This is a genomic window from Acetobacter sp. (assembly GCF_052102375.1).
Taxonomy (GTDB): Bacteria; Pseudomonadota; Alphaproteobacteria; order Acetobacterales; family Acetobacteraceae; genus Acetobacter.
On sequence record NZ_JBQDXI010000003.1, the window covers coordinates 81,485 to 98,767 of the forward strand.

Consider the following 17,283-nt stretch of genomic DNA (forward strand, 5'->3'; position numbering starts at 1 on the left):
GAATGAGGCCAGCCTGTAAAGGCTGGCTTTTTCTTTAATGTAAAGAGCAATTTTCATAAAAGTTGCTTGTGTCGCTTTGCCCCAGCAGGTCTCCTGCTGAAAACCAGGTGTGGTGTGTTAACGTGGTTTTCTAAAGGTCTGGGGAGCTTCCAGCAGATCTTCCGTCAACTGAATGGACGGAACTGTTTGCGGCACTGCATCATGGTCTGGCGTGTGGCGAAAGACCTTCCATCCAATAACCAGCAGGCAGGCAATAATCGGCAGAGCACAGAAGCTCCATGTGCCGTTGGGGTAATCAAACGCCATCATCACCAAAACAGCCGCATAAAATGCCAGTGTCAGCCATGCCGTAACCGGGGCACCCGGCATGGGGAAGGATGTTGCCGGAATTCTACCCGCTTTAATGCCTTGCCGCAGTTTGATCTGACACAGGACAATAAAGGTCCATGTGCCTAGAATACCAATTGAAGAAATATTCAACACAATCTCAAATATCTGGGCAGGTAGAAAATAATTAAGCACCACGCCTACCAGATAAATGGAAACAGTTGTGAGGATGGCGGCACTGGGTATGGCGTTTCGATTCATGTGGGTCAGGTAACGTGGGGCGGACCCATCCAGTGCCAGAGCCCGCAGGATGCGGCCTGTAGAATACAGGCCGGAATTCAGGCTGGATAAGGCAGCAGTCAGCACAACAATATTCATAATGCTATCAATGCCGGGAATACCCAGATTGGCAAAAAACGTGACGAACGGACTAACACCCGCTTTGTAGCTGTTCCAAGGTAGTAGGAGCACAAGCAATGTAATGGTGCCAACGTAAAACAGGGCAATGCGCCACATAACGGTATTGATGGCTTTGGGGAGCACGGTTTCTACATCCTCACACTCCCCGGCAGCCGTACCAACCAGTTCAATGGCAGCGTAGGCAAACACCACCCCCTGCACCAAAACCAAAGCCGGTAACACGCCGTGCGGAAAAATGCCGCCATTTTCGCTAATCAGGTGAAAGCCGGGCATTTGTCCGCCAACGGGCATCCGCAGGCCTAATACCGCAGACCCGACAATCAAGAATGCAACCAGCGCCCCAACCTTGATAATGGAAAACCAGAATTCCATTTCCCCAAACCAGCGCACGCCAATCATGTTCATGCCGGTAATAAGCAGCAGGGCCACAAGGGCGAAAACCCACTGTGGTATGGCGTCAAACGTACCCCAGAAATGCATATAAAGGGCCACTGCCGTAATATCGGCAATGCCTGCCATGGCCCAGTTCATAAACGCCATGGACCCCGCAATGTAAGAGGCTTTGGGGCCAAGGAATTCCTGCGCGTAGGAGACAAAGCTGCCGCTGGTCGGGCGGTGCATGACCAGCTCACCCATTGCGCGCAGCATCAGAAAAGCAAATACACCGCACAACAGATACACTAGGGCGAGCGATGGCCCAATCTGCTGCAAACGCGCTCCAGCCCCCAGAAATAACCCTGTCCCAATAGCACCGCCAATCGAGATCATTTGCATCTGGCGTTTGCCAAGGCCGCGATGATAGCCTTCAGACGTCAGTGTGCTGCCAGTCTTGTGCTGCGGATCAGGAGAGGAAGGGGCAGACTGAGGCATTCAGGCATCCTTACTGGGCGCGGAGTGTCTTTCCGGTAGGCAAGTGCCTGTGCGGCATACACCACAAGGCCATGTGAGCCATGCGGAGCGCATGCTGTAATTCTCAAACTCTGTTCGAAAAATCCAGCAAGTTCAGTACGGAAAGACAATAATCCGGATGAGAGTCGAAGTGTTTTGGTGGGGTGTTCTTAATACCAAATGAAAAAGCAGAACAAGTCTTGCGCCATTTTTTGCTCTTTGACTTACAGGTCTGCCAACAGGGAGAGTTGGGTATCGCTCGCGGGGTTCTGCGTATCATCAAGCGCTGAAAGGGTCAGGCCAAGCAGGCGCACACTGCGCGGCAGTGGCAGTAGGGGGGCTAGGAGAAAACGGCCAGTCTCGGCCAGTTGAGGGGCACCCCGTACAAGGCTGGTCAGGGATGTGCTGCGGGTAAGCTGTGTAAAGTCATCATATTTTAGCTTCAGTGTAACCGTGCGCCCGGAAATCTGACGTTTTGTGCAGGCCAGCCACACATTTTCAGCAAGAGTCTGCAAGGCAGTATGCAGGTCCGCCTCAGCGCGGATATCTCGGCCAAAAGTCGTCTCCTTGCCCAGAGATTTTCTGGGCCTGTCTACTTCAACCGGCCGTTCATCCACGCCGCGCGCTATGCCATAATAGAAGGATGCGGCTTTGCCAAAATGGCGGCTGAGTACGGCAAGGGGTTGCGTACGCAGGTCCGCACCCGTGTAAATGCCAAGCGCCGTCATGCGGGCGGCAGTTGCCGGACCAATGCCATGGAAAGAGGAAACGGACAGGGGGGCCACAAAGGCCTCACCAGCACCGGGGGGAATGACATACTGCCCGTTTGGCTTACGGTAGTCAGATGCCAGCTTAGCCAGAAACTTGTTGTAGGAAATACCGGCTGAAGCCGTAAGGCCTGTTTCTGCCAGAATGGCCGCCCGGATTTCCTGCGCAATGGCGGTAGCAGAAGGGCGGGGCAGTAAGGGGGTTGTGACGTCCAGATAGGCCTCATCAAGGGACAGCGGCTGGATAAGCGGTGTATAGCGCGCAAAAATGGCATGGATCTGCTGGGAAACGGCCCGATAGACCTCAAACCGAGGTGGCACAAAGACCAGCGGTGGGCATTTACGTTTGGCTACGACAGATGGCATGGCAGAGCGCACACCAAATTTGCGCGCCTCGTAACTGGCAGCGGCCACAACTCCCCGTTCCTGGCTACGGCCAACGGCAACAGGCAGCCCCCGCAAGGAAGGGTTATCCCGTTGCTCTACGGAGGCATAGAACGCATCCATATCAATATGAATAATGCGGCGCACAGGTTGGCTCATGGTGGCCAGCCTATCACGAAACTACCTTCTCTGTAGATTCATCCCTTTTACTGGAGGCAGGCTCTCACGCCACCTTTACGGCTTTTGTTTCGCGCTGATTCTTTGCGGAAGTAAAAGCCAGAAAAAGGAACGGCTATTCCTAACAATATTCTTATAAATAAAAAATAATGAGAAAATACATAGTGCTACAATGCTGAGAATGACACCATTCCCAATGGGTGAGCATGAAACTGGCGTGGCCGTGTCTGCAAGTGCATGGACTGTTACACAGTGCGTTTGGCCCCCATTACTGCGAACCTTGGCCGTCGCAGATTATGGGGGCATTGTTTCACAGGCACAGCGGCTCAAGGCATAGTTTCCGGGTCTTTGCTCGTTCACAGGAAAATTCTTTGTGTGAGCGACCAGACAGGTTTTTATTTTAGTGTGTATAGGCCACAGGCTGCATGCCGTCCTCAGGTGCGCGAAGACCTGCGGGCCAGACCATACGGGTATTGTTAACATCCAGATCATGCCAGCGGCTGAGAGAAAGTGCGGCGGCGGATGTGGTGCGTGGCCGTACTCTGGCTGAAGCACTTGCCCACAGGGTAGGCCGCGCCAGCGCCGTAATGGCATGGTGGGACAACCAGTATCCGGCCCCTGCCAGACAGGCACCTAACGTTGTAATGGCAGAGGTCAGCCCCGCCAGCAGGGACGGGAAGGGAATAAGCTGGTGCAGCAGGCTTTGCACTTCTCCCTCACGCTCGTTCTGGGCGGCTTCTGTTGCCAGCAGGAGGCTGTATTCCGTGGGGGTGATGGCCAGAGAACTGCCTGAGCGGATATCCAGAGACGGGATCTCCAACGCTGCCATATGGGTCAGAGCGTCTTGAAATGCCGTAGAGACGGCCAGAAACTCCTGCCGGAAGCAGGGGAGAAACACCCCAAGCTGTCGGCCACAGGCGGACGGCGTGCGGGACGGGGCCTCACCGGCAAGGCGGCGAATGGTCCAGAGTGTCAGCCGTTCGCTACAGGCAAGGTCTGTCAGGTAAACAGGTGAACGTGTCATGGCGCATTCCTGAGGGGCAAAGGCCCTCATCCTCTCAAACTGTGATGATTCTCTTTTAAATGAGAACAATTCTCATTTGCAATATAAAAATGACCACATTGTCTGTGTCTGTCGCATAGATGGAATTTCTTCTTTTCTTGTGCCACGGCATGGGGCAGACACAGTCTATGTCTTCCCTAGCATCCCTTTCCCTCCCGCTCCTGCGGAAACTCGATCCTGAAACCGCTCATGAGATGGCGATTGATGCGCTCATGCTCGGTTTGTCCGTCCCGGTTAAGCGCCCGGCTGATGACCCGGCGTTGGCAACCCGTGCTTTAGGGCTACGTTTTTCCAACCCCATTGGCATTGCCGCCGGATTTGACAAAAATGCCCGTGCGGTGCGCCCGCTGGCACAGCTTGGGTTTGGTTTTGTGGAGGCCGGAACCGTCACACCACGCCCGCAGCCGGGCAACCCCAAGCCACGCCTGTTCCGGCTGGAGGAAGACCGTGCGGTTATCAACCGTATGGGCTTTAACAATCAGGGTATAGACCGCTTTGCGGTGCGTCTGGCCCGGTTGCACCGTACGCTGCCGTCGGGGCGTGGTGGCGGGGCAGGGGCACCGGTGGGCGCTAATCTGGGCATTAATAAAACCGGCTCGGACCCGGAGCGGGATTATCCGGCACTTGTTGGGCGCGTGAAGCCGTATGTGAACTACATTGTGCTCAATGTCTCCTCTCCCAATACGCCCGGCCTACGTGGCTTGCAGGACTCAGCCCGCCTCAAAGGTATTCTTGACGCCATTGCAGAGCGCCACCCAGAGCGCCCGCCGCTTCTGGTTAAACTGGCACCAGACCTTGAGCATGATGCCGTGGGGCCTATTGTGGAAGCAGCCATTGCCGGTGGCGCGCAGGGGCTTATTGTTTCCAACACCACGCTGGCACGCCCGGATAGCCTGCGCAGTGTGTACCGGACGGAAAGTGGTGGACTCTCAGGCCGTCCTCTCCGTAGCCGTGCTGCGGATATGCTGAAGCTGGTGGCGCAGGTTGCTGCGGGCCGCATGGCGCTTGTGGGCTGCGGCGGTATTGAATCCGGCGCAGATGTGCTTGAGCGCATCCGGCTGGGGGCTGATCTGGTGCAGGTTTACAGCGCCTTTGCTTATGAAGGCCCTGCTCTTGTCAGCCGCCTGAAGCGGGAGATGCTTGAGATCATGCGGCGTGAGGGCATTGAAACATTGGATGATATCCGGGGGACAGCGCTGTCATGAGCACCACGCCTTTTGATATGCAGGCCCTGACGGGCCTTGCCCCGCTGGCCGAGCAGTATGATGGTTACATTATCGACCTATGGGGCACGGTGCATGATGGCGTGCAGCCCTATCCCGGCGCGATTGAGTGCCTGAAAGCTCTGCGCGCTGCGGGCAAGCGTGTGGTCATGTTATCTAACGCTCCGCGCCCCGCTGAGGTTGTGGCAACGCAGCTTGAACATTTTGGCGTCAGCCGTGCTTTGCATGATGGTGTCATGACCAGCGGAGAATTGGTCCGCACGCTTTTGCGGGAGCGGACAGATCCGTGGTTCGCTCGCCTTGGCCATAAAGTGCTGCATGTTGGCGGCACGCATGACCTTGGGTTGTATGATGGGCTGGCGCTTGACCGTGTGAAGGACACCTCTGAAGCGCAGTTCATCCTCAATACCGGACCGGATGCTGAACGCGGGACGGATTCGGTTGACCCCTATCTGCCAGAATTACGCACCGGGCTGGAACGCGGCTTACCCATGCTGTGTGCCAACCCGGATATGGTTGTGGTCAAAGGTGGCCGCCGTATGATCTGTGCCGGGGCATTAGCCTCGTTTTACGAGCAGGAAGGCGGAAACGTGAAATGGATAGGCAAGCCTTATCCGGATGTTTACGCTCCTGTTTTCAACATGCTGAATGTCCCGCAAAACCGCATTCTGGCTATTGGTGATGCACTGGCCACAGATATGCGCGGCGCGGCTGTCGCCGGGATTGATGGTGCCTGGATTCTAGGTGGCATCCATCAGGAAATGATAGGCGATAATGCTGCTTTAGCGGCGGAAGAAGCCAAGGGTGCGGGTCTGCGTCCCGTTGCCTGCCTGCCGCGTCTGGTCTGGTAAGCACAAGGCCTGAGAGCACAGCCTTTAATGAAATAAGAAAACCGCCTTGGCGCATTACACGCCAAGGCGGTTTTTTTATGGAGCATGGGTGACGGTAGTGCTTATCAAGAGAGCAAGCGTGCCCTCAGAAATCTGGTAGTGTCTGAGAAAGCAGGCCGCCCTGCCGTATCGGCGCAAGGCGACGGGCAAGGCCAGTGGCATCGTCCGTCTCCACCATAATGCCGCAAAGCGTGGCATCGCCTTCAGCTGGTTGCAGCCGTTCCCCCGGCATTTTGCGGATAAAGCGCGCCATGGCTGGCTCTTTGGTCATGCCTATCACGCTGTCATAGTCACCACACATGCCAGCATCCGTCTGGAAGGCCGTGCCAGCAGGCAGAATCCGGTGGTCCGCCGTAGGGGTGTGGGTATGTGTGCCCACAACCAGAGAGACACGACCATCCAGCACATTGCCAAAGGCCCATTTCTCACTGGTGGCTTCTGCATGAATATCCACCACAATGGCCTGCGTGGTCACACCAAGCCGGTGGCGGGTGAGCAGATCCGTCATGCAGCGGAAGGGGTCGTCCAGCGGGTCCATGAACAGGCGCCCCATGGCGTTGACCACCAGCGCCTTGCGGCCATCAGCCAGTTCAACCTGCACGCTACCATTGCCGGGTGTGCCGGGGGGAAAGTTGATGGGGCGGATAATACGCGGTGCCCCGTTGATGTGGGGAATGAGGTCCCGACGGTCCCAGCTATGGTTGCCCAGTGTAATAACGTCTACGCCGCCGTTGAGCAGGTCTGTTGCAATACCGGGGGACAGGCCAAACCCGTGGCTGGCGTTTTCTGCGTTTACAATGACCAGATCAAGGGCAAGCGTGGCGCGAAGGGTTGGCAGGCGGCTGAGTACAACCTCACGCCCGCACCGCCCTACAATGTCACCTAAAAATAAAATTCTCACGCGCCTGTCTTTCCGTGTGTCCGTTCAGCCAAAATCCAGCCTCTCCTTTTCCGTCACAAGGCAGGAGAGGGGTCTGTCATACGGCCCGGTGGGAATATGGTCCACCTCCTGCACAGATAAAGCGTAGCCGATTGCAGTTATATGGGGGTGCGCCGCCAGAGTGCGGTCATAATACCCACCGCCGTAACCCAGCCTGTTTCCCGCACGGTCAAACCCGACCAGCGGCACCAGCAGAACCTGCGGTACAAGGAGCGGGCCATCCGGCACCTGCGTACCAAACCGGCCCGGTAGCATGGCGCAGTCTGGCTGCCAGACTCGGAAAGTGAGGGGGTGACCGCGCACGGGGGTTTCCGGTAGGGCCACTGTGCGCCCCGCAGTGTGCAGCGCGCGGCAAAGGGGGCGCAGGTCTGCCTCGTTCGGCAGGGGCCACACGCACCCAATACTGGCAGCGGGCAACGCCAGCAGGGTGTCCGTCAGCCGGTGGCATAACAGGGCATCCAGCGCAGTGTCATGCGCCTTCAGGGCTGCAAGGCAGCGGGCGCGTATCTGCTGCTTCGCTTCCGCTATAGCCGGAGGATCAGAGTGAAAAGAAGGGGAGTGCGGAGCCACCATGGACCGTGGAACTTTCAACCTCCAGGACCTGCTAGTGCAGGTGGGCGCCGGGTAATGTGACCAGGGCCACAACAGAGCCAGCTCCCGAGGAAGTGCTTATCGGCCCAGGGGTGTGACTTGTCTCACGCGTCGGGCAGCCCCGCACCTTCTATGTAGGCGCGCTCCAGCAATGCTGCAATAGCTTCTGCGTTTTCGGCCAAATCAGTAAGTCGTGTGGTGGCCAGTGCTTGCTCGGCGCGCAGGCGTTCTACGTCCTGCACAGCCTGATTTGTGCTCTCTGGCAGAAGCTGTGCAGACAGGTCCTGAATTTCATCAGCCAGCAGAAGGGCTGCCAGAACCAGTACATGGCTTTCTCCGGTAAAGCCCATGGCCCTGACCTGCTGGGTTTTACGCTCCACCAGCATGGCCATGGCCTGAAGGTGGCGCTCCTGCCCGTTTTCACACCCGACAGAATAGCTGTGCCCGTTAATACGGATTGAGGTTGTGGCCATGGTTATGTCTCTTCCGTGCCAGCAGTCTGGGCCAGTGTGTCCCGCACGCGGCTTATCAGCGCGTCTACATTGGCGGCCAGTTCCTGCGCATCAAAGTTCTGACGCTGCTGGGCGTGCTTGCCTTTTTCCAACGCAAAGGAGATTCTTTGCAACGCCCGGTCAAGGCGGGCTATCGGGTCTTCATGCTCGGCAGGCAGGGTCGTCTGAGCCTGTGTGTCGGCTGGTTCGTTTTTGTCTGGTAAAGACTGCGCCACGGCCTGGTCCTGCATTAAGTCATTGTCCTTCAGTCTTTTGAGGAATCGCCCGCAAACGCGGCTGCGTCAAGCATGGTTATGGAAAACGTTTCTGTTTTGTCACTTTTTTCGCTCCCCGACAGGCTCTTTACACTGCATGATTATGCCTCTGGTATGGCAGTCTGTCAGGCGGCACAGCAGGCAGGGGTTCCTTTCTGGCGGCAGGGCAAGGCGGCGTTTGGCTTTATTTCAGCCCCCGGTGCTGCGGGGTATCTGGGTGTCGTGTGGTGGCAGACCCTTATTGAGACAATAGAAAGACAGGCTAATTGCCGCTTTCCACACATACTGGATTGTGACAGAAATGCAGGATACGCCATGATGGCTGCCATGCATGAGCAAAGGCTGATTGTATTGCACACAGACTCCCCCGGAACACAGGCGGTGCAGGCGCTTTACAGTCAGCGCGGTGGTCACGTTTTCATAACGCGTCCGCCATCATTTGACCTTATACCACCACTATCTGACGCAACGCATCTTGCAGCGTATTTCTCATAGAGTTATTGCAAAACCATTGTAACCCGCCACTTAAGAGCGGAAAACAAGCTAGAGAAGGGATCTCTCAATGACGCTTACCCCCCAGGTTAAGGCTATTCTTGATCAGTATGAGAGCGACAGCCCAGGTACAAAAACAAACCTCGCCCGCTTTCTGAATGCCGGTAAGCTGGCAGGCACGGGTAAGCTTGTTATTCTCCCGGTCGATCAGGGTTTTGAGCACGGGCCAGCCCGCTCTTTCGCTGCAAACCCTGCAGCTTATGACCCGCATTATCATTTTGAACTGGCTATTGAAGCTGGCTTGAGCGGTTACGCAGCCCCTCTGGGCATGCTGGAATGTGGCGCTGCCAAATATGCCAGCGAAATTCCGCTTATTCTGAAATGCAACAGCTCCAACAGCCTTGCAACGGAAAAAGACCAAGCTGTAACCGGCACGGTTGCTGACGCTCTGCGCCTTGGCTGCGCTGGTATTGGCTTTACCATTTATCCGGGTTCTGAATACTGCTTTGAGCAGATGGAAGAATTCCGTGAACTGGCATCTGAAGCCAAAGCTGCTGGTCTGGCTGTTATCCTGTGGAGCTACCCGCGCGGCCCGCTGCTGAACAAACCAGCAGAAACCGCTGTGGACGTTTGTGCGTATGCTGCCCATATGGCTGCGCTGTGTGGTGCCCACATTATTAAAGTGAAGCCCCCGCAGGAACTGGTGGCGCTGGATGCCAATAAAGCTGCTTATGAGCAGAACAACATTGACATCTCCACTCTGCCAGCCCGTATCCGCCACGTTGTGCAGTCTTCCTTTGCTGGCCGCCGTATCGTTATCTTCTCCGGTGGTGACAAAACCGGTACGGACAACCTGCTGAGCACCATTCAGGGTATTCAGGATGGCGGCGGCTTTGGCTCCATCATCGGTCGTAACGTGTTCCAGCGCCCGAAAGCTGAAGCACTCGACCTGCTGGACAAAATCATCACCATCTTTAAAAGCTAAACACGGAAACGTGAACGCAGGATGGGCCGCGAGGGAGGGCCGTTATGACGGCAATTGAATTCTATCTCGCAACCCCCATTCTGCAGGATGGTGAGGCATTTTTGCCTGTTCTGGCGCAGGGTCTGGCACGCCAGTGCCCTGCTGCCGTGCTGCTCCGGCTGGCCGATGCGCCAGAGGCACAGCTTATCAAGATCATCAAAACAGTTCAGCCGCTTGTGCAGGGGCAGGATATTGCCCTGATGCTGCAAGACCGTCCCGCTCTGGCCCAGAAGACGGGTTGTGACGGCGTGCATCTTTCCGCCGCCTTTACGGGTGGCAGCGTGCGGGATATCCGCAAGGCCTTGGGAGATGACCTGCAACTGGGTGTAACCGTTGGCACCAGCCGGGATGCCGCCATGTGTGCGGGGGAAGGTGGCGCAGATTATGTCCTGTTCAGTGCCTCCACAGGCCCCCGGCAGGAAGATGACAACCTGACAGATGCTGAGCCGGAAAGCCTTGCGGCTCTGGTACAGTGGTGGTGCATGATGATGGAACTGCCCGCCGTAGTCGATGTGCCGGAAGCTGATGAGCTTGCCCAGTTTGCGCAAACTGGGGTGGATTTTATTCTGCCGGGTCCATCATTCTGGAATAAACCAGAAGCATGGCAAGTACCCGCTTAACGCGCGGGTTAGGCCATATTTGGCCATAGTTCAGCCACCGGCTTTTTCTATATACTCTCTTGGTTTCTTGAAAGATGGGCGCAGGTGCAGTGTACCACTGTAACGCCCTATCTACAGAGTGAGGATGAGGCATATGCTTACAACAAAAAAATTTGCAGCACTGGCGCTTGCGTTCGGTCTGGTTGGTGCAAACGCAGCACAGGCCCAGAGTTGGGGCAGCTTGGGTAAAGATGCCCTGTCCACCGCAACCAGCAGCGCCAAAAGTGCAGGGTCCAGCATGGTTGGCAGTATGTTGCCTAGCCTGTCCTCCAGCAGCACAGGCAATATTGCCGGTATTCTGGGTTACTGCGTGCAGAACAATGCTTTGCAGGGTGCCAAGTCAACGGCAACTTCCGTACTGAGCAACCTGACGCAGAAGTCTGATGTGACCTCATCCAGTGCCTATGCAGCCGGTCAGAACGGTTTGCTTCAGACAGGGGATAACCAGATGTATTCTCTGGCCAACCTGAAGGGTGAACTTAAAACCAAGCTGTGCAGCATGGTTCTGAACAAGGCCCAGTCCCTCCTCTAAGACTGTCGCCCCCTTGCCCGGAACAATGGTACGGGCAGGGGGCGAGCATAAAAAAGGCCCGCAGGAGAATACTCCAGCGGGCCTTTTTTAGTCAGATTGCAAGCCTGTGCTCAGGGCAGTTGTAAGGCTGTTGGTGTTGTAAGGCTGTCATGCCCCTGCGCGGCAGAACGGTGACCGGGCAAAGGCTGGGCTGCGGCGGGCGGCACCACGACAACGGGCGCTACGCTTGCCTGTGCTGGTACAGCAGCTTTTGCTCTGGGGGTGCGTGTTGCTTTCAAGACGCGCGGGGGATGGGGGGCTTTCTGCCCTGTTACAGCCGGTTGGACCGGCGGTGTGACCAGAGACTGCGTAAAATACAGCACACCGTTGGACTGCGGAATACCTGTCACCCAAAGGCGGGAGGTCTGGCCCTCACCATTCCCGATGATGACTTGCCCCGTAGGCGCATCCACCCATGCGGAGAGCAGGCGGCCCTGAACCGTTGGTAAACCCACGGAGTGGGTGGGGGAGTTCAGGGCAGCAGTCTTGATTTTGTCCAGTGGCCATTTGCCCCGCACAATGGTGTACCCCAGCAGTTGCTGGAGCGCCGTAGTGTTGTGCTCAGCCATCAGGGTACCGCCCATCTGGGCGTCATAATGTTCCAGCGCTGAGTTGGGGGTGGCAAACACCGTATAAGGGCCGCTGCGCTGCAAAAGCTGGAGGAGCCCGGTTACTGTCAGACCACGGGTGTAGTCAGCAAGCTCGATTGAGGTTGGTAGCGTGTCTGACAAAGGCCGGTCGCACGCGGCCGGGGTTTCCGGGTCCGGATAGGCAATAGCGCTATCAGGCGATTTTTTGTCGTTTGATGCATCCACCTTACGGGGTTCGTACGTGCGTGTGCCAGAGACTGTCGGCATCATGTACGTGCAGGTGGAACTGGCGGTGGTGTAGACATCCTGCCGTGCATGGCTCTGGCACCCGGCCAGCCCCAGAGCCGCACTCAACAGAACGGGAGAAACCACAAGCGGTTTGCAGCGTGCAAAAGCCGACATGAGCATAGACAAAGCCAAGGCGCGGGGGTGCCGCATGGAGATCTCCCAGAAAGTCATGCCATGATCATAAGGCAGGAAGTGCGGCAGATCACGCTTGGCAGACTCAGCATCCATCGCCCCGCAATGTCCATGCGGTTACAATTCCGTTTACGAGTTCAAAATTGGTCTGGCAGGTATAGGTGTAGGCAGTGCCGGTGGACGGGCCACCATAGCCCCAACCGCCACCCCAGCCGGGTCCGCCCCAGCCGCCACCCCAACCGCCGCCCCAGCCACCATAACCCCAGCCGCCACCGCCATACCCCCAGCCACCCATGCTGGTGTAATCGGTCTGCTGGTTGATGTAGGACAGGAAGGTATGAGTGCCAGACGTGAATTCACGCGTGGGTACGCCGTAAGTGCGGACAACATCCACAGCCTGTTTACCGATCATGGAGTCGAGCACCCGACGTTCTTTTTCAGTGGGGACCTGACAGGCCGCCAAAGAGAGCATGCTCACCAAGAGAAACAGTTTTCTGTATGTCATGGCCAAATTCCGACAGGATGAAACATGCAGACCCGGCACGGCACCGGGCCATCTACAACATAATATCACGTATACATTTTGCAGACTAAGCGTTTATCCACAAGACATCGTTTATGGAAGGCGTGCCGCAGGCCAGCATAACCAGCCTGTCAAAGCCCAGCGCAATGCCTGAGCACGGGGGCATATGGGGCAGTGCCGCCAAGAGCTGCTCATCAATCGGCCAGTCAGGGCGTTGGGGGTACTGGGCCGTGCGGGCGGCACGGTCTGCTTCAAAGCGGGCGCGTTGCTCGGTCGGGTCTGTTAGCTCCTCAAACGCATTCGCAAGCTCCATGCCAGAGGCATAGAGTTCAAAGCGTAGCGCGACTCTGAGGTCCTGCGGGTCACGTTTGGCCAGTGCTGCCTGACTTGCAGGCCAGTGGGTCAGGAACGTAGGGCGCGTACGGCCGATGGCAGGTTCGATTCGCTCCAGCAGCAGGCGGAAGAAGAGGTCTTCCCACGTTTCTCCCTCCCGCAGCGTACACTGTGCGGCTGCGGCCAAAGCAGCCGCATTGCCCTCAGTGGGTAGCAGGTCCAGCCCTGCATGGCGCTGGAAAGCTTCCGTCATGGTCAGGCGTTCAAAAGGCTGTGTCAGATCAAGCGTGACGGATGGGCCAGCCAGAGTTGGTCTTTCCAGCAGAGGGGGTAGCACGGCTTTGATCAGGGCTTCTGTCTCCGCCATCAGCCCGTCCAGCCCCAAATGCGGGTGGTACCATTCCAGCATGGTAAATTCTGGCGCGTGCAGGGCGCTGCGCTCTCCGTTGCGCCACACCCGCGCAAACTGGAACACGGGTAGCCCGGTAGCGGCGACAATGCGCTTCATGGCAAATTCCGGGCTGGTATGCAGGAACAGTGGCTCCTGCTCTCCCTGTGGCGTGTCCCGTACGGTGTGGAAAGGGCTGAGATGCACCTCCTCGCCCGGTACAGGCACGGCGTAGGGAGTTTCCACCTCAACAAAACCCTGCCCTTCCAGAAAGGCGCGTATGCCCCGTTGCATGAGCCCGCGCCGATGCAGAAACGGCAACCGGTCCCGTATATGGTCGGGGTCTGGCGTGGTGCGAGCGGTAAATAAAGCGGTGTGTGTGCTTGCAGGACTGGACATGGTGAGAGTAGAGGCGTGCCATGTCTCATTCGGTCAAGTCCCAAAATTCCGCCCGTAAGCTTATCCGCACGACAGAGGAGCTTATTGCAGCCGGTCTGGCGCCTGCCAGCCAGCAGGAGGCTCTGGCGGCGGTGGGTCAGCAGTATGCAACGGCCATCCCTCCGGCCTTTCTTGACCTGATAGATCAACCGAATGACCCCATAGGCCTACAGGTTATTCCCTCACCGGAAGAATTGCTGGTTACGGCAGCAGAACGCTCAGACCCGATAGGGGATAATGCCCTGTCACCCGTACCCGGTATTGTGCACCGCTATGCAGACCGAGCCTTACTGAAACCGTTGCTGGTCTGCCCACTTTATTGTCGCTTCTGCTTCCGGCGGGAGCATGTGGGGCCAGATGGCGGAGTGCTGGATGATGCAGCTCTGGAAAACGCTCTGAACTGGCTGCGCGCGCACCCGCAAATTCAGGAGGTGATTTTAACAGGCGGAGACCCTCTCATGCTCTCCCCGCGCAGGTTGGGTCATATTATGGCGGCGCTGTCCGCCATGCCGCATGTCACCACCATCCGCCTGCATACCCGCGTACCTGTGGCTGCCCCGGAGCGGGTGACAGAAGCTCTGCTGGATGCATTGGAGTCTGATAAATCTGTCTGGATGGCCGTCCATGTCAACCATGCTCGTGAAATGTCCCCCGCCGCGCAGGAGTGCCTGAAGCGGCTTGTGCGGAGGGGTACCCCCCTTTTGGGCCAGTCTGTCCTGCTGCGGGGTGTGAATGATACGGAGGAAGCGCTTGAGGCGCTTTTCCGCAGTATGATTGCTGTCCGAATGCGCCCCTATTACCTGCACCAGCTTGACCCAGCTCCCGGTACAGCCCGTTTTCATGTGCCGGTGGCGGAAGGGCAGCGCCTACTGGCAGGCCTGCGCGGGCGGGTTACGGGGCTGGCATGGCCTACCTATGTGCTGGATATTCCCGGTGGCTACGGCAAGGTACCCCTTGGCCCCGGCTATGTGGATGGGCCTACGACCGTGCGTGACCCGGAGGGCACATCCCACGTTCTGGACCGCCTTTAAGGGCGGGATCTCTCTTGAGGTAAGGCGCGTCCGCACCCCTCTTGCCAGAAGATGCAAGCAGGTTTTCAATAAGAGGGAAGAGAGGCTGCCAGTTTTTCGATATCAGCAGGCGCAAAAACGGTAATGCCGTTCTGGCGCAGCAGGGCGGCTGTAACACCTTCCCCAGCCTGTTTATGCCCGCTGAAAGACCCATCATAAATCATCAGGCTCCCACATGAGGGGCTGCCATCTATCAGGAGCGCAAATGTGCAGCCTTCTTGCTGTGCAAGAGCAAGCGCTGCCTGTGCGCCGTCCAGAAAAGCGGTGGTCACATCCGCTCCGGATGTATCATGAACCTGTGCGTACCCGGCCACGACATCCCCGCCGGAAAAGCCAGTGGCAATTTCTGCTGCGGGGCGGGGTGTGGGCATGCCGCCTGCCTTTTCCGGACAGAGGGACACGACCCAGCCATTATGCTGCCAGTGCTGTAAAAGCGGGTGCGGTAGTGTTTTGGCTGAGCCATCATACCGCACCGGTTGCCCCAGCAGGCAGGCGCTTACCAGAATGCGTGGGCCGGCAGGCATTTACTCGCCTGTAGCCCCACCGCCTTCATGCCGCCTGTCAAAGCCGCCATAATAGCGGTCATCGCCTTTGGTCCCCAATTTGGGGCCACCAACCAGAATGCCCTCCGGCATACCCCACGGGGCATGGGGAGAGAAACTATAGCCTTCGTGCTCAAGGGTTTTTTGCACGTCCGCCGCTACTGCGCCGGATTCAATTTCTACAGCTTCGGGCATCCACTGCTGGTGCAGGCGGGGCAGGTCAATGGCCTGCTGGATGTCCAGTCCGTAATCGACCACACCCAGAATAACAGACAGCACAATGGTGGGAATGCGTGATCCACCGGGGCTACCAATTACCAGAACCGGTTTGCCATCTTTGGAAACAATGGTGGGCGACATGGAAGAAAGGGGTGTTTTGCCCGGCGCAATAGCATTGGCCGCGCTGCCAACAATACCAAACATGTTGGGCGCACCCGGCTTGGCTGAGAAGTCATCCATCTCGTCATTCAGGAAGAAGCCGGTATTGCCCGCAATGACCTTGGCACCAAACCAGCCATTCAATGTGTAGGTGGTCGAGATGGCCAGCCCGTTTTTATCAATGACCGAGAACTGTGTTGTCTCGTGCTTCTCCGGTGTTGTTTCCCCTTCCTTAAGGCTTGCGGAGGGTATGGCAACATCAGTGGGAATATGTGCCCGCACCTGTTCAGCATAGGCCGGGTCCAGCAGGTGGCGGGTTGGGTTGCGCACAAATGCCGGGTCTCCCAAGCTGCGGCGGTCGGAGTAGGCGTGGCGCATGGCCTCAATTTCGCGCTGTAAGGCCGGTGCCGTGTGCAGGCCAAGAGCATGCATGTCATAGCCGGACAGAATGTCCAGAATTTCGCACAACGCGATACCGCCCCCGCTGGGTGGGGGTGCGGTTTCAACCAGATACCCGCGATACTGGCAGCTAAGCGGCGTGAGCTCGCGCGTTTTGTATTGCGCGAAGTCTGCCAGTTGCAGTAGCCCGCCATTCTTGCGGGAGGCCTCTACGATAGTTTTAGCAATCGGGCCTTTATAAAAGGCGTCTGGCCCTTTGTCGGCCACCAGTTGCAATGTGTTAGCCAGATCGGTCTGGACCAGCCGGTCCCCTACCTGAAGGGGGGAGCCGTCAGGCCGCAGGAAGATAGCCTTGGCTTCGGGGCTTGCGCGGAAGGCATCGGTGGAGGTGTTCAGTAGTTCCACATCCCCGGCCTGAAGCACAAAGCCCTCACGTGCCAGCTTGATGGCCGGAGCCATAACAGCTTTGCGGGATAGATGGCCCCAGCGGTGCAACACTTTGTCCAGCCCGGCCACAGTGCCGGGTACTGCCACGGCTTTCCAGCCGGTGACGGATTGCTCGGCCAGCACATTGCCCTGCGCGTCCAGATACATGTCTGCTTTGGCGGCTAAGGGTGCTTTTTCCCGGAAGTCCAGAAAAATGGAGGGCTTGCCGGGTTGGCGCAACATCATGAAGCCGCCACCGCCAATATTTCCGGCTGCGGGGTAAACCACGGCCAGAGCATACCCCATGGCCACGGCGGCATCTGCGGCATTACCACCTTTGGCAAGAATATCTGCCCCAACGTCAGAGGCCAGTTTCTGTGCGGAAACTGCCATGCCGTTTTTGCCCGGCGTAGGTGCTAATGGCGGTAGGCCATTAGGCTGCTCTTTCCCGTAAGCCAGCGGGTCCGGGGCGGAGGCAGGCTGTGCGGCCTGTGCGCTGACAGGCAACCAGACGGTGGCACAGGCCAGCAGCACCAGTGCTGAACAACGCCGGACCGAGGTGCTACGGGGCAGGGCGGGGCAGGGCAGATATGT

Annotated in this window: 18 protein-coding genes, 1 other RNA gene and 1 pseudogene; 7 read left to right on the forward strand and 13 right to left on the reverse strand. The window is 57.5% G+C overall.

All coding sequences use genetic code 11. The annotated features are described in order from the left end of the window. Window positions 1-117: 117 nt before the first annotated feature. The 3 genes from ACTIDN_RS02115 to ACTIDN_RS02125 all read right to left on the reverse strand — a co-directional run bounded on the left by ACTIDN_RS02115 (window position 118) and on the right by ACTIDN_RS02125 (window position 3,987). Window positions 118-1,617 carry an amino acid permease gene (locus tag ACTIDN_RS02115; protein ID WP_441375824.1) on the reverse strand — a complete coding sequence of 500 codons (1,500 nt, stop codon included), beginning with the start codon at window positions 1,615-1,617 and terminating at the stop codon, window positions 118-120. A gap of 242 nt (window positions 1,618-1,859) precedes the next feature. Continuing rightward, window positions 1,860-2,945: a DNA polymerase IV gene (gene dinB / locus ACTIDN_RS02120; protein ID WP_415508162.1), complete on the reverse strand. Its 1,086-nt coding sequence runs from the start codon at window positions 2,943-2,945 to the stop codon at window positions 1,860-1,862. 418 nt (window positions 2,946-3,363) lie between these two features. After that, on the reverse strand, window positions 3,364-3,987 hold the full coding sequence (locus tag ACTIDN_RS02125; RefSeq protein ID WP_441375825.1) for a hypothetical protein: 624 nt from the start codon (window positions 3,985-3,987) through the stop codon (window positions 3,364-3,366). Between the two features lie 167 nt (window positions 3,988-4,154). Here ACTIDN_RS02125 and ACTIDN_RS02130 point away from each other — a divergent pair, with 167 nt between their 5' ends. Together ACTIDN_RS02130 and ACTIDN_RS02135 are read left to right on the forward strand one after the other, a co-directional pair. After that, window positions 4,155-5,231, forward strand: a complete 1,077-nt coding sequence (locus tag ACTIDN_RS02130; protein WP_415508160.1) for a quinone-dependent dihydroorotate dehydrogenase — start codon at window positions 4,155-4,157, stop codon at window positions 5,229-5,231. Between the two features lie 17 nt (window positions 5,232-5,248). Further along, a complete protein-coding gene (locus ACTIDN_RS02135) occupies window positions 5,249-6,100 on the forward strand; it encodes a TIGR01459 family HAD-type hydrolase (RefSeq protein WP_441375865.1) in 852 nt (283 codons plus the stop codon). A gap of 124 nt (window positions 6,101-6,224) precedes the next feature. Here the strand turns inward: ACTIDN_RS02135 and ACTIDN_RS02140 are convergent, their stop codons facing one another. From ACTIDN_RS02140 to ACTIDN_RS02160, 5 genes and pseudogenes are all read right to left on the reverse strand, one after another. Beyond that, window positions 6,225-7,040, reverse strand: coding sequence for a TIGR00282 family metallophosphoesterase (locus ACTIDN_RS02140; protein WP_441375826.1), 816 nt, complete (start codon window positions 7,038-7,040; stop codon window positions 6,225-6,227). 24 nt (window positions 7,041-7,064) lie between these two features. Continuing rightward, window positions 7,065-7,652: a 5-formyltetrahydrofolate cyclo-ligase gene (locus tag ACTIDN_RS02145; protein ID WP_415508158.1), complete on the reverse strand. Its 588-nt coding sequence runs from the start codon at window positions 7,650-7,652 to the stop codon at window positions 7,065-7,067. Beyond that, window positions 7,639-7,795, reverse strand: a non-coding RNA gene (gene ssrS / locus ACTIDN_RS02150) — 6S RNA. Before ssrS ends, ACTIDN_RS02145 begins: the two co-directional genes overlap by 14 nt. A 150-nt stretch (window positions 7,796-7,945) precedes the next feature. Continuing rightward, window positions 7,946-8,143 (reverse strand): annotated as a pseudogene (locus tag ACTIDN_RS02155) (cell division protein ZapA); the annotation flags it as partial. A gap of 2 nt (window positions 8,144-8,145) precedes the next feature. Beyond that, the gene (locus tag ACTIDN_RS02160) at window positions 8,146-8,412 is read right to left on the reverse strand and encodes a hypothetical protein (RefSeq protein WP_415508157.1); all 267 of its coding nucleotides are present in this window, start codon (window positions 8,410-8,412) and stop codon (window positions 8,146-8,148) included. Between the two features lie 63 nt (window positions 8,413-8,475). Between ACTIDN_RS02160 and ACTIDN_RS02165 the strand changes: the two genes are divergently transcribed. The 4 genes from ACTIDN_RS02165 to ACTIDN_RS02180 all read left to right on the forward strand — a co-directional run bounded on the left by ACTIDN_RS02165 (window position 8,476) and on the right by ACTIDN_RS02180 (window position 11,143). Then, on the forward strand, window positions 8,476-8,931 hold the full coding sequence (locus ACTIDN_RS02165) for a hypothetical protein (protein ID WP_441375827.1): 456 nt from the start codon (window positions 8,476-8,478) through the stop codon (window positions 8,929-8,931). Between the two features lie 67 nt (window positions 8,932-8,998). Beyond that, window positions 8,999-9,913: a class I fructose-bisphosphate aldolase gene (locus ACTIDN_RS02170; protein WP_048837751.1), complete on the forward strand. Its 915-nt coding sequence runs from the start codon at window positions 8,999-9,001 to the stop codon at window positions 9,911-9,913. 44 nt (window positions 9,914-9,957) lie between these two features. Continuing rightward, window positions 9,958-10,572 carry a thiamine phosphate synthase gene (locus tag ACTIDN_RS02175; protein WP_441375828.1) on the forward strand — a complete coding sequence of 205 codons (615 nt, stop codon included), beginning with the start codon at window positions 9,958-9,960 and terminating at the stop codon, window positions 10,570-10,572. A 133-nt stretch (window positions 10,573-10,705) separates the two neighbouring features. After that, window positions 10,706-11,143, forward strand: a complete 438-nt coding sequence (locus ACTIDN_RS02180; protein ID WP_048837749.1) for a DUF2501 domain-containing protein — start codon at window positions 10,706-10,708, stop codon at window positions 11,141-11,143. Between the two features lie 110 nt (window positions 11,144-11,253). On the opposite strand, the gene ACTIDN_RS02185 is transcribed toward ACTIDN_RS02180, so the two are convergent. The 3 genes from ACTIDN_RS02185 to epmA form a co-directional block, all read right to left on the reverse strand. After that, on the reverse strand, window positions 11,254-12,288 hold the full coding sequence (locus tag ACTIDN_RS02185; RefSeq protein WP_441375829.1) for a fasciclin domain-containing protein: 1,035 nt from the start codon (window positions 12,286-12,288) through the stop codon (window positions 11,254-11,256). Then, the gene (locus tag ACTIDN_RS02190) at window positions 12,278-12,697 is read right to left on the reverse strand and encodes a hypothetical protein (RefSeq protein WP_441375830.1); all 420 of its coding nucleotides are present in this window, start codon (window positions 12,695-12,697) and stop codon (window positions 12,278-12,280) included. Before ACTIDN_RS02190 ends, ACTIDN_RS02185 begins: the two co-directional genes overlap by 11 nt. An 85-nt stretch (window positions 12,698-12,782) precedes the next feature. Continuing rightward, the gene (gene epmA, locus ACTIDN_RS02195) at window positions 12,783-13,835 is read right to left on the reverse strand and encodes an EF-P lysine aminoacylase EpmA (RefSeq protein WP_441375831.1); all 1,053 of its coding nucleotides are present in this window, start codon (window positions 13,833-13,835) and stop codon (window positions 12,783-12,785) included. 20 nt (window positions 13,836-13,855) lie between these two features. Between epmA and ACTIDN_RS02200 the strand changes: the two genes are divergently transcribed. Continuing rightward, window positions 13,856-14,905, forward strand: a complete 1,050-nt coding sequence (locus ACTIDN_RS02200; RefSeq protein WP_441375832.1) for a lysine-2,3-aminomutase-like protein — start codon at window positions 13,856-13,858, stop codon at window positions 14,903-14,905. Window positions 14,906-14,970: 65 nt separating this feature from the next. Here ACTIDN_RS02200 and ACTIDN_RS02205 read toward each other — a convergent pair whose 3' ends face one another. Further along, on the reverse strand, window positions 14,971-15,468 hold the full coding sequence (locus tag ACTIDN_RS02205; protein ID WP_441375833.1) for a DUF523 domain-containing protein: 498 nt from the start codon (window positions 15,466-15,468) through the stop codon (window positions 14,971-14,973). Next, window positions 15,469-17,277, reverse strand: a complete 1,809-nt coding sequence (gene ggt / locus ACTIDN_RS02210) for a gamma-glutamyltransferase (RefSeq protein WP_441375866.1) — start codon at window positions 17,275-17,277, stop codon at window positions 15,469-15,471. Window positions 17,278-17,283: the final 6 nt, after the last annotated feature.

Excerpts from the sequence above, each read along its gene's own strand:
- ACTIDN_RS02115 (WP_441375824.1), bottom strand. The coding sequence starts at position 1,617 with ATGCCTCAGTCTGCCCCTTCCTCTCCTGATCCGCAGCACAAGACTGGC.
- dinB (WP_415508162.1), bottom strand. The coding sequence starts at position 2,945 with ATGAGCCAACCTGTGCGCCGCATTATTCATATTGATATGGATGCGTTC.
- ACTIDN_RS02125 (WP_441375825.1), bottom strand. The coding sequence starts at position 3,987 with ATGACACGTTCACCTGTTTACCTGACAGACCTTGCCTGTAGCGAACGG.
- ACTIDN_RS02130 (WP_415508160.1), top strand. The coding sequence starts at position 4,155 with ATGTCTTCCCTAGCATCCCTTTCCCTCCCGCTCCTGCGGAAACTCGAT.
- ACTIDN_RS02135 (WP_441375865.1), top strand. The coding sequence starts at position 5,249 with ATGCAGGCCCTGACGGGCCTTGCCCCGCTGGCCGAGCAGTATGATGGT.
- ACTIDN_RS02145 (WP_415508158.1), bottom strand. The coding sequence starts at position 7,652 with ATGGTGGCTCCGCACTCCCCTTCTTTTCACTCTGATCCTCCGGCTATA.
- ACTIDN_RS02160 (WP_415508157.1), bottom strand. The coding sequence starts at position 8,412 with ATGCAGGACCAGGCCGTGGCGCAGTCTTTACCAGACAAAAACGAACCA.
- ACTIDN_RS02165 (WP_441375827.1), top strand. The coding sequence starts at position 8,476 with ATGGAAAACGTTTCTGTTTTGTCACTTTTTTCGCTCCCCGACAGGCTC.
- ACTIDN_RS02170 (WP_048837751.1), top strand. The coding sequence starts at position 8,999 with ATGACGCTTACCCCCCAGGTTAAGGCTATTCTTGATCAGTATGAGAGC.
- ACTIDN_RS02175 (WP_441375828.1), top strand. The coding sequence starts at position 9,958 with ATGACGGCAATTGAATTCTATCTCGCAACCCCCATTCTGCAGGATGGT.
- ACTIDN_RS02180 (WP_048837749.1), top strand. The coding sequence starts at position 10,706 with ATGCTTACAACAAAAAAATTTGCAGCACTGGCGCTTGCGTTCGGTCTG.
- ACTIDN_RS02185 (WP_441375829.1), bottom strand. The coding sequence starts at position 12,288 with ATGGATGCTGAGTCTGCCAAGCGTGATCTGCCGCACTTCCTGCCTTAT.
- ACTIDN_RS02190 (WP_441375830.1), bottom strand. The coding sequence starts at position 12,697 with ATGACATACAGAAAACTGTTTCTCTTGGTGAGCATGCTCTCTTTGGCG.
- epmA (WP_441375831.1), bottom strand. The coding sequence starts at position 13,835 with ATGTCCAGTCCTGCAAGCACACACACCGCTTTATTTACCGCTCGCACC.
- ACTIDN_RS02200 (WP_441375832.1), top strand. The coding sequence starts at position 13,856 with ATGTCTCATTCGGTCAAGTCCCAAAATTCCGCCCGTAAGCTTATCCGC.
- ACTIDN_RS02205 (WP_441375833.1), bottom strand. The coding sequence starts at position 15,468 with ATGCCTGCCGGCCCACGCATTCTGGTAAGCGCCTGCCTGCTGGGGCAA.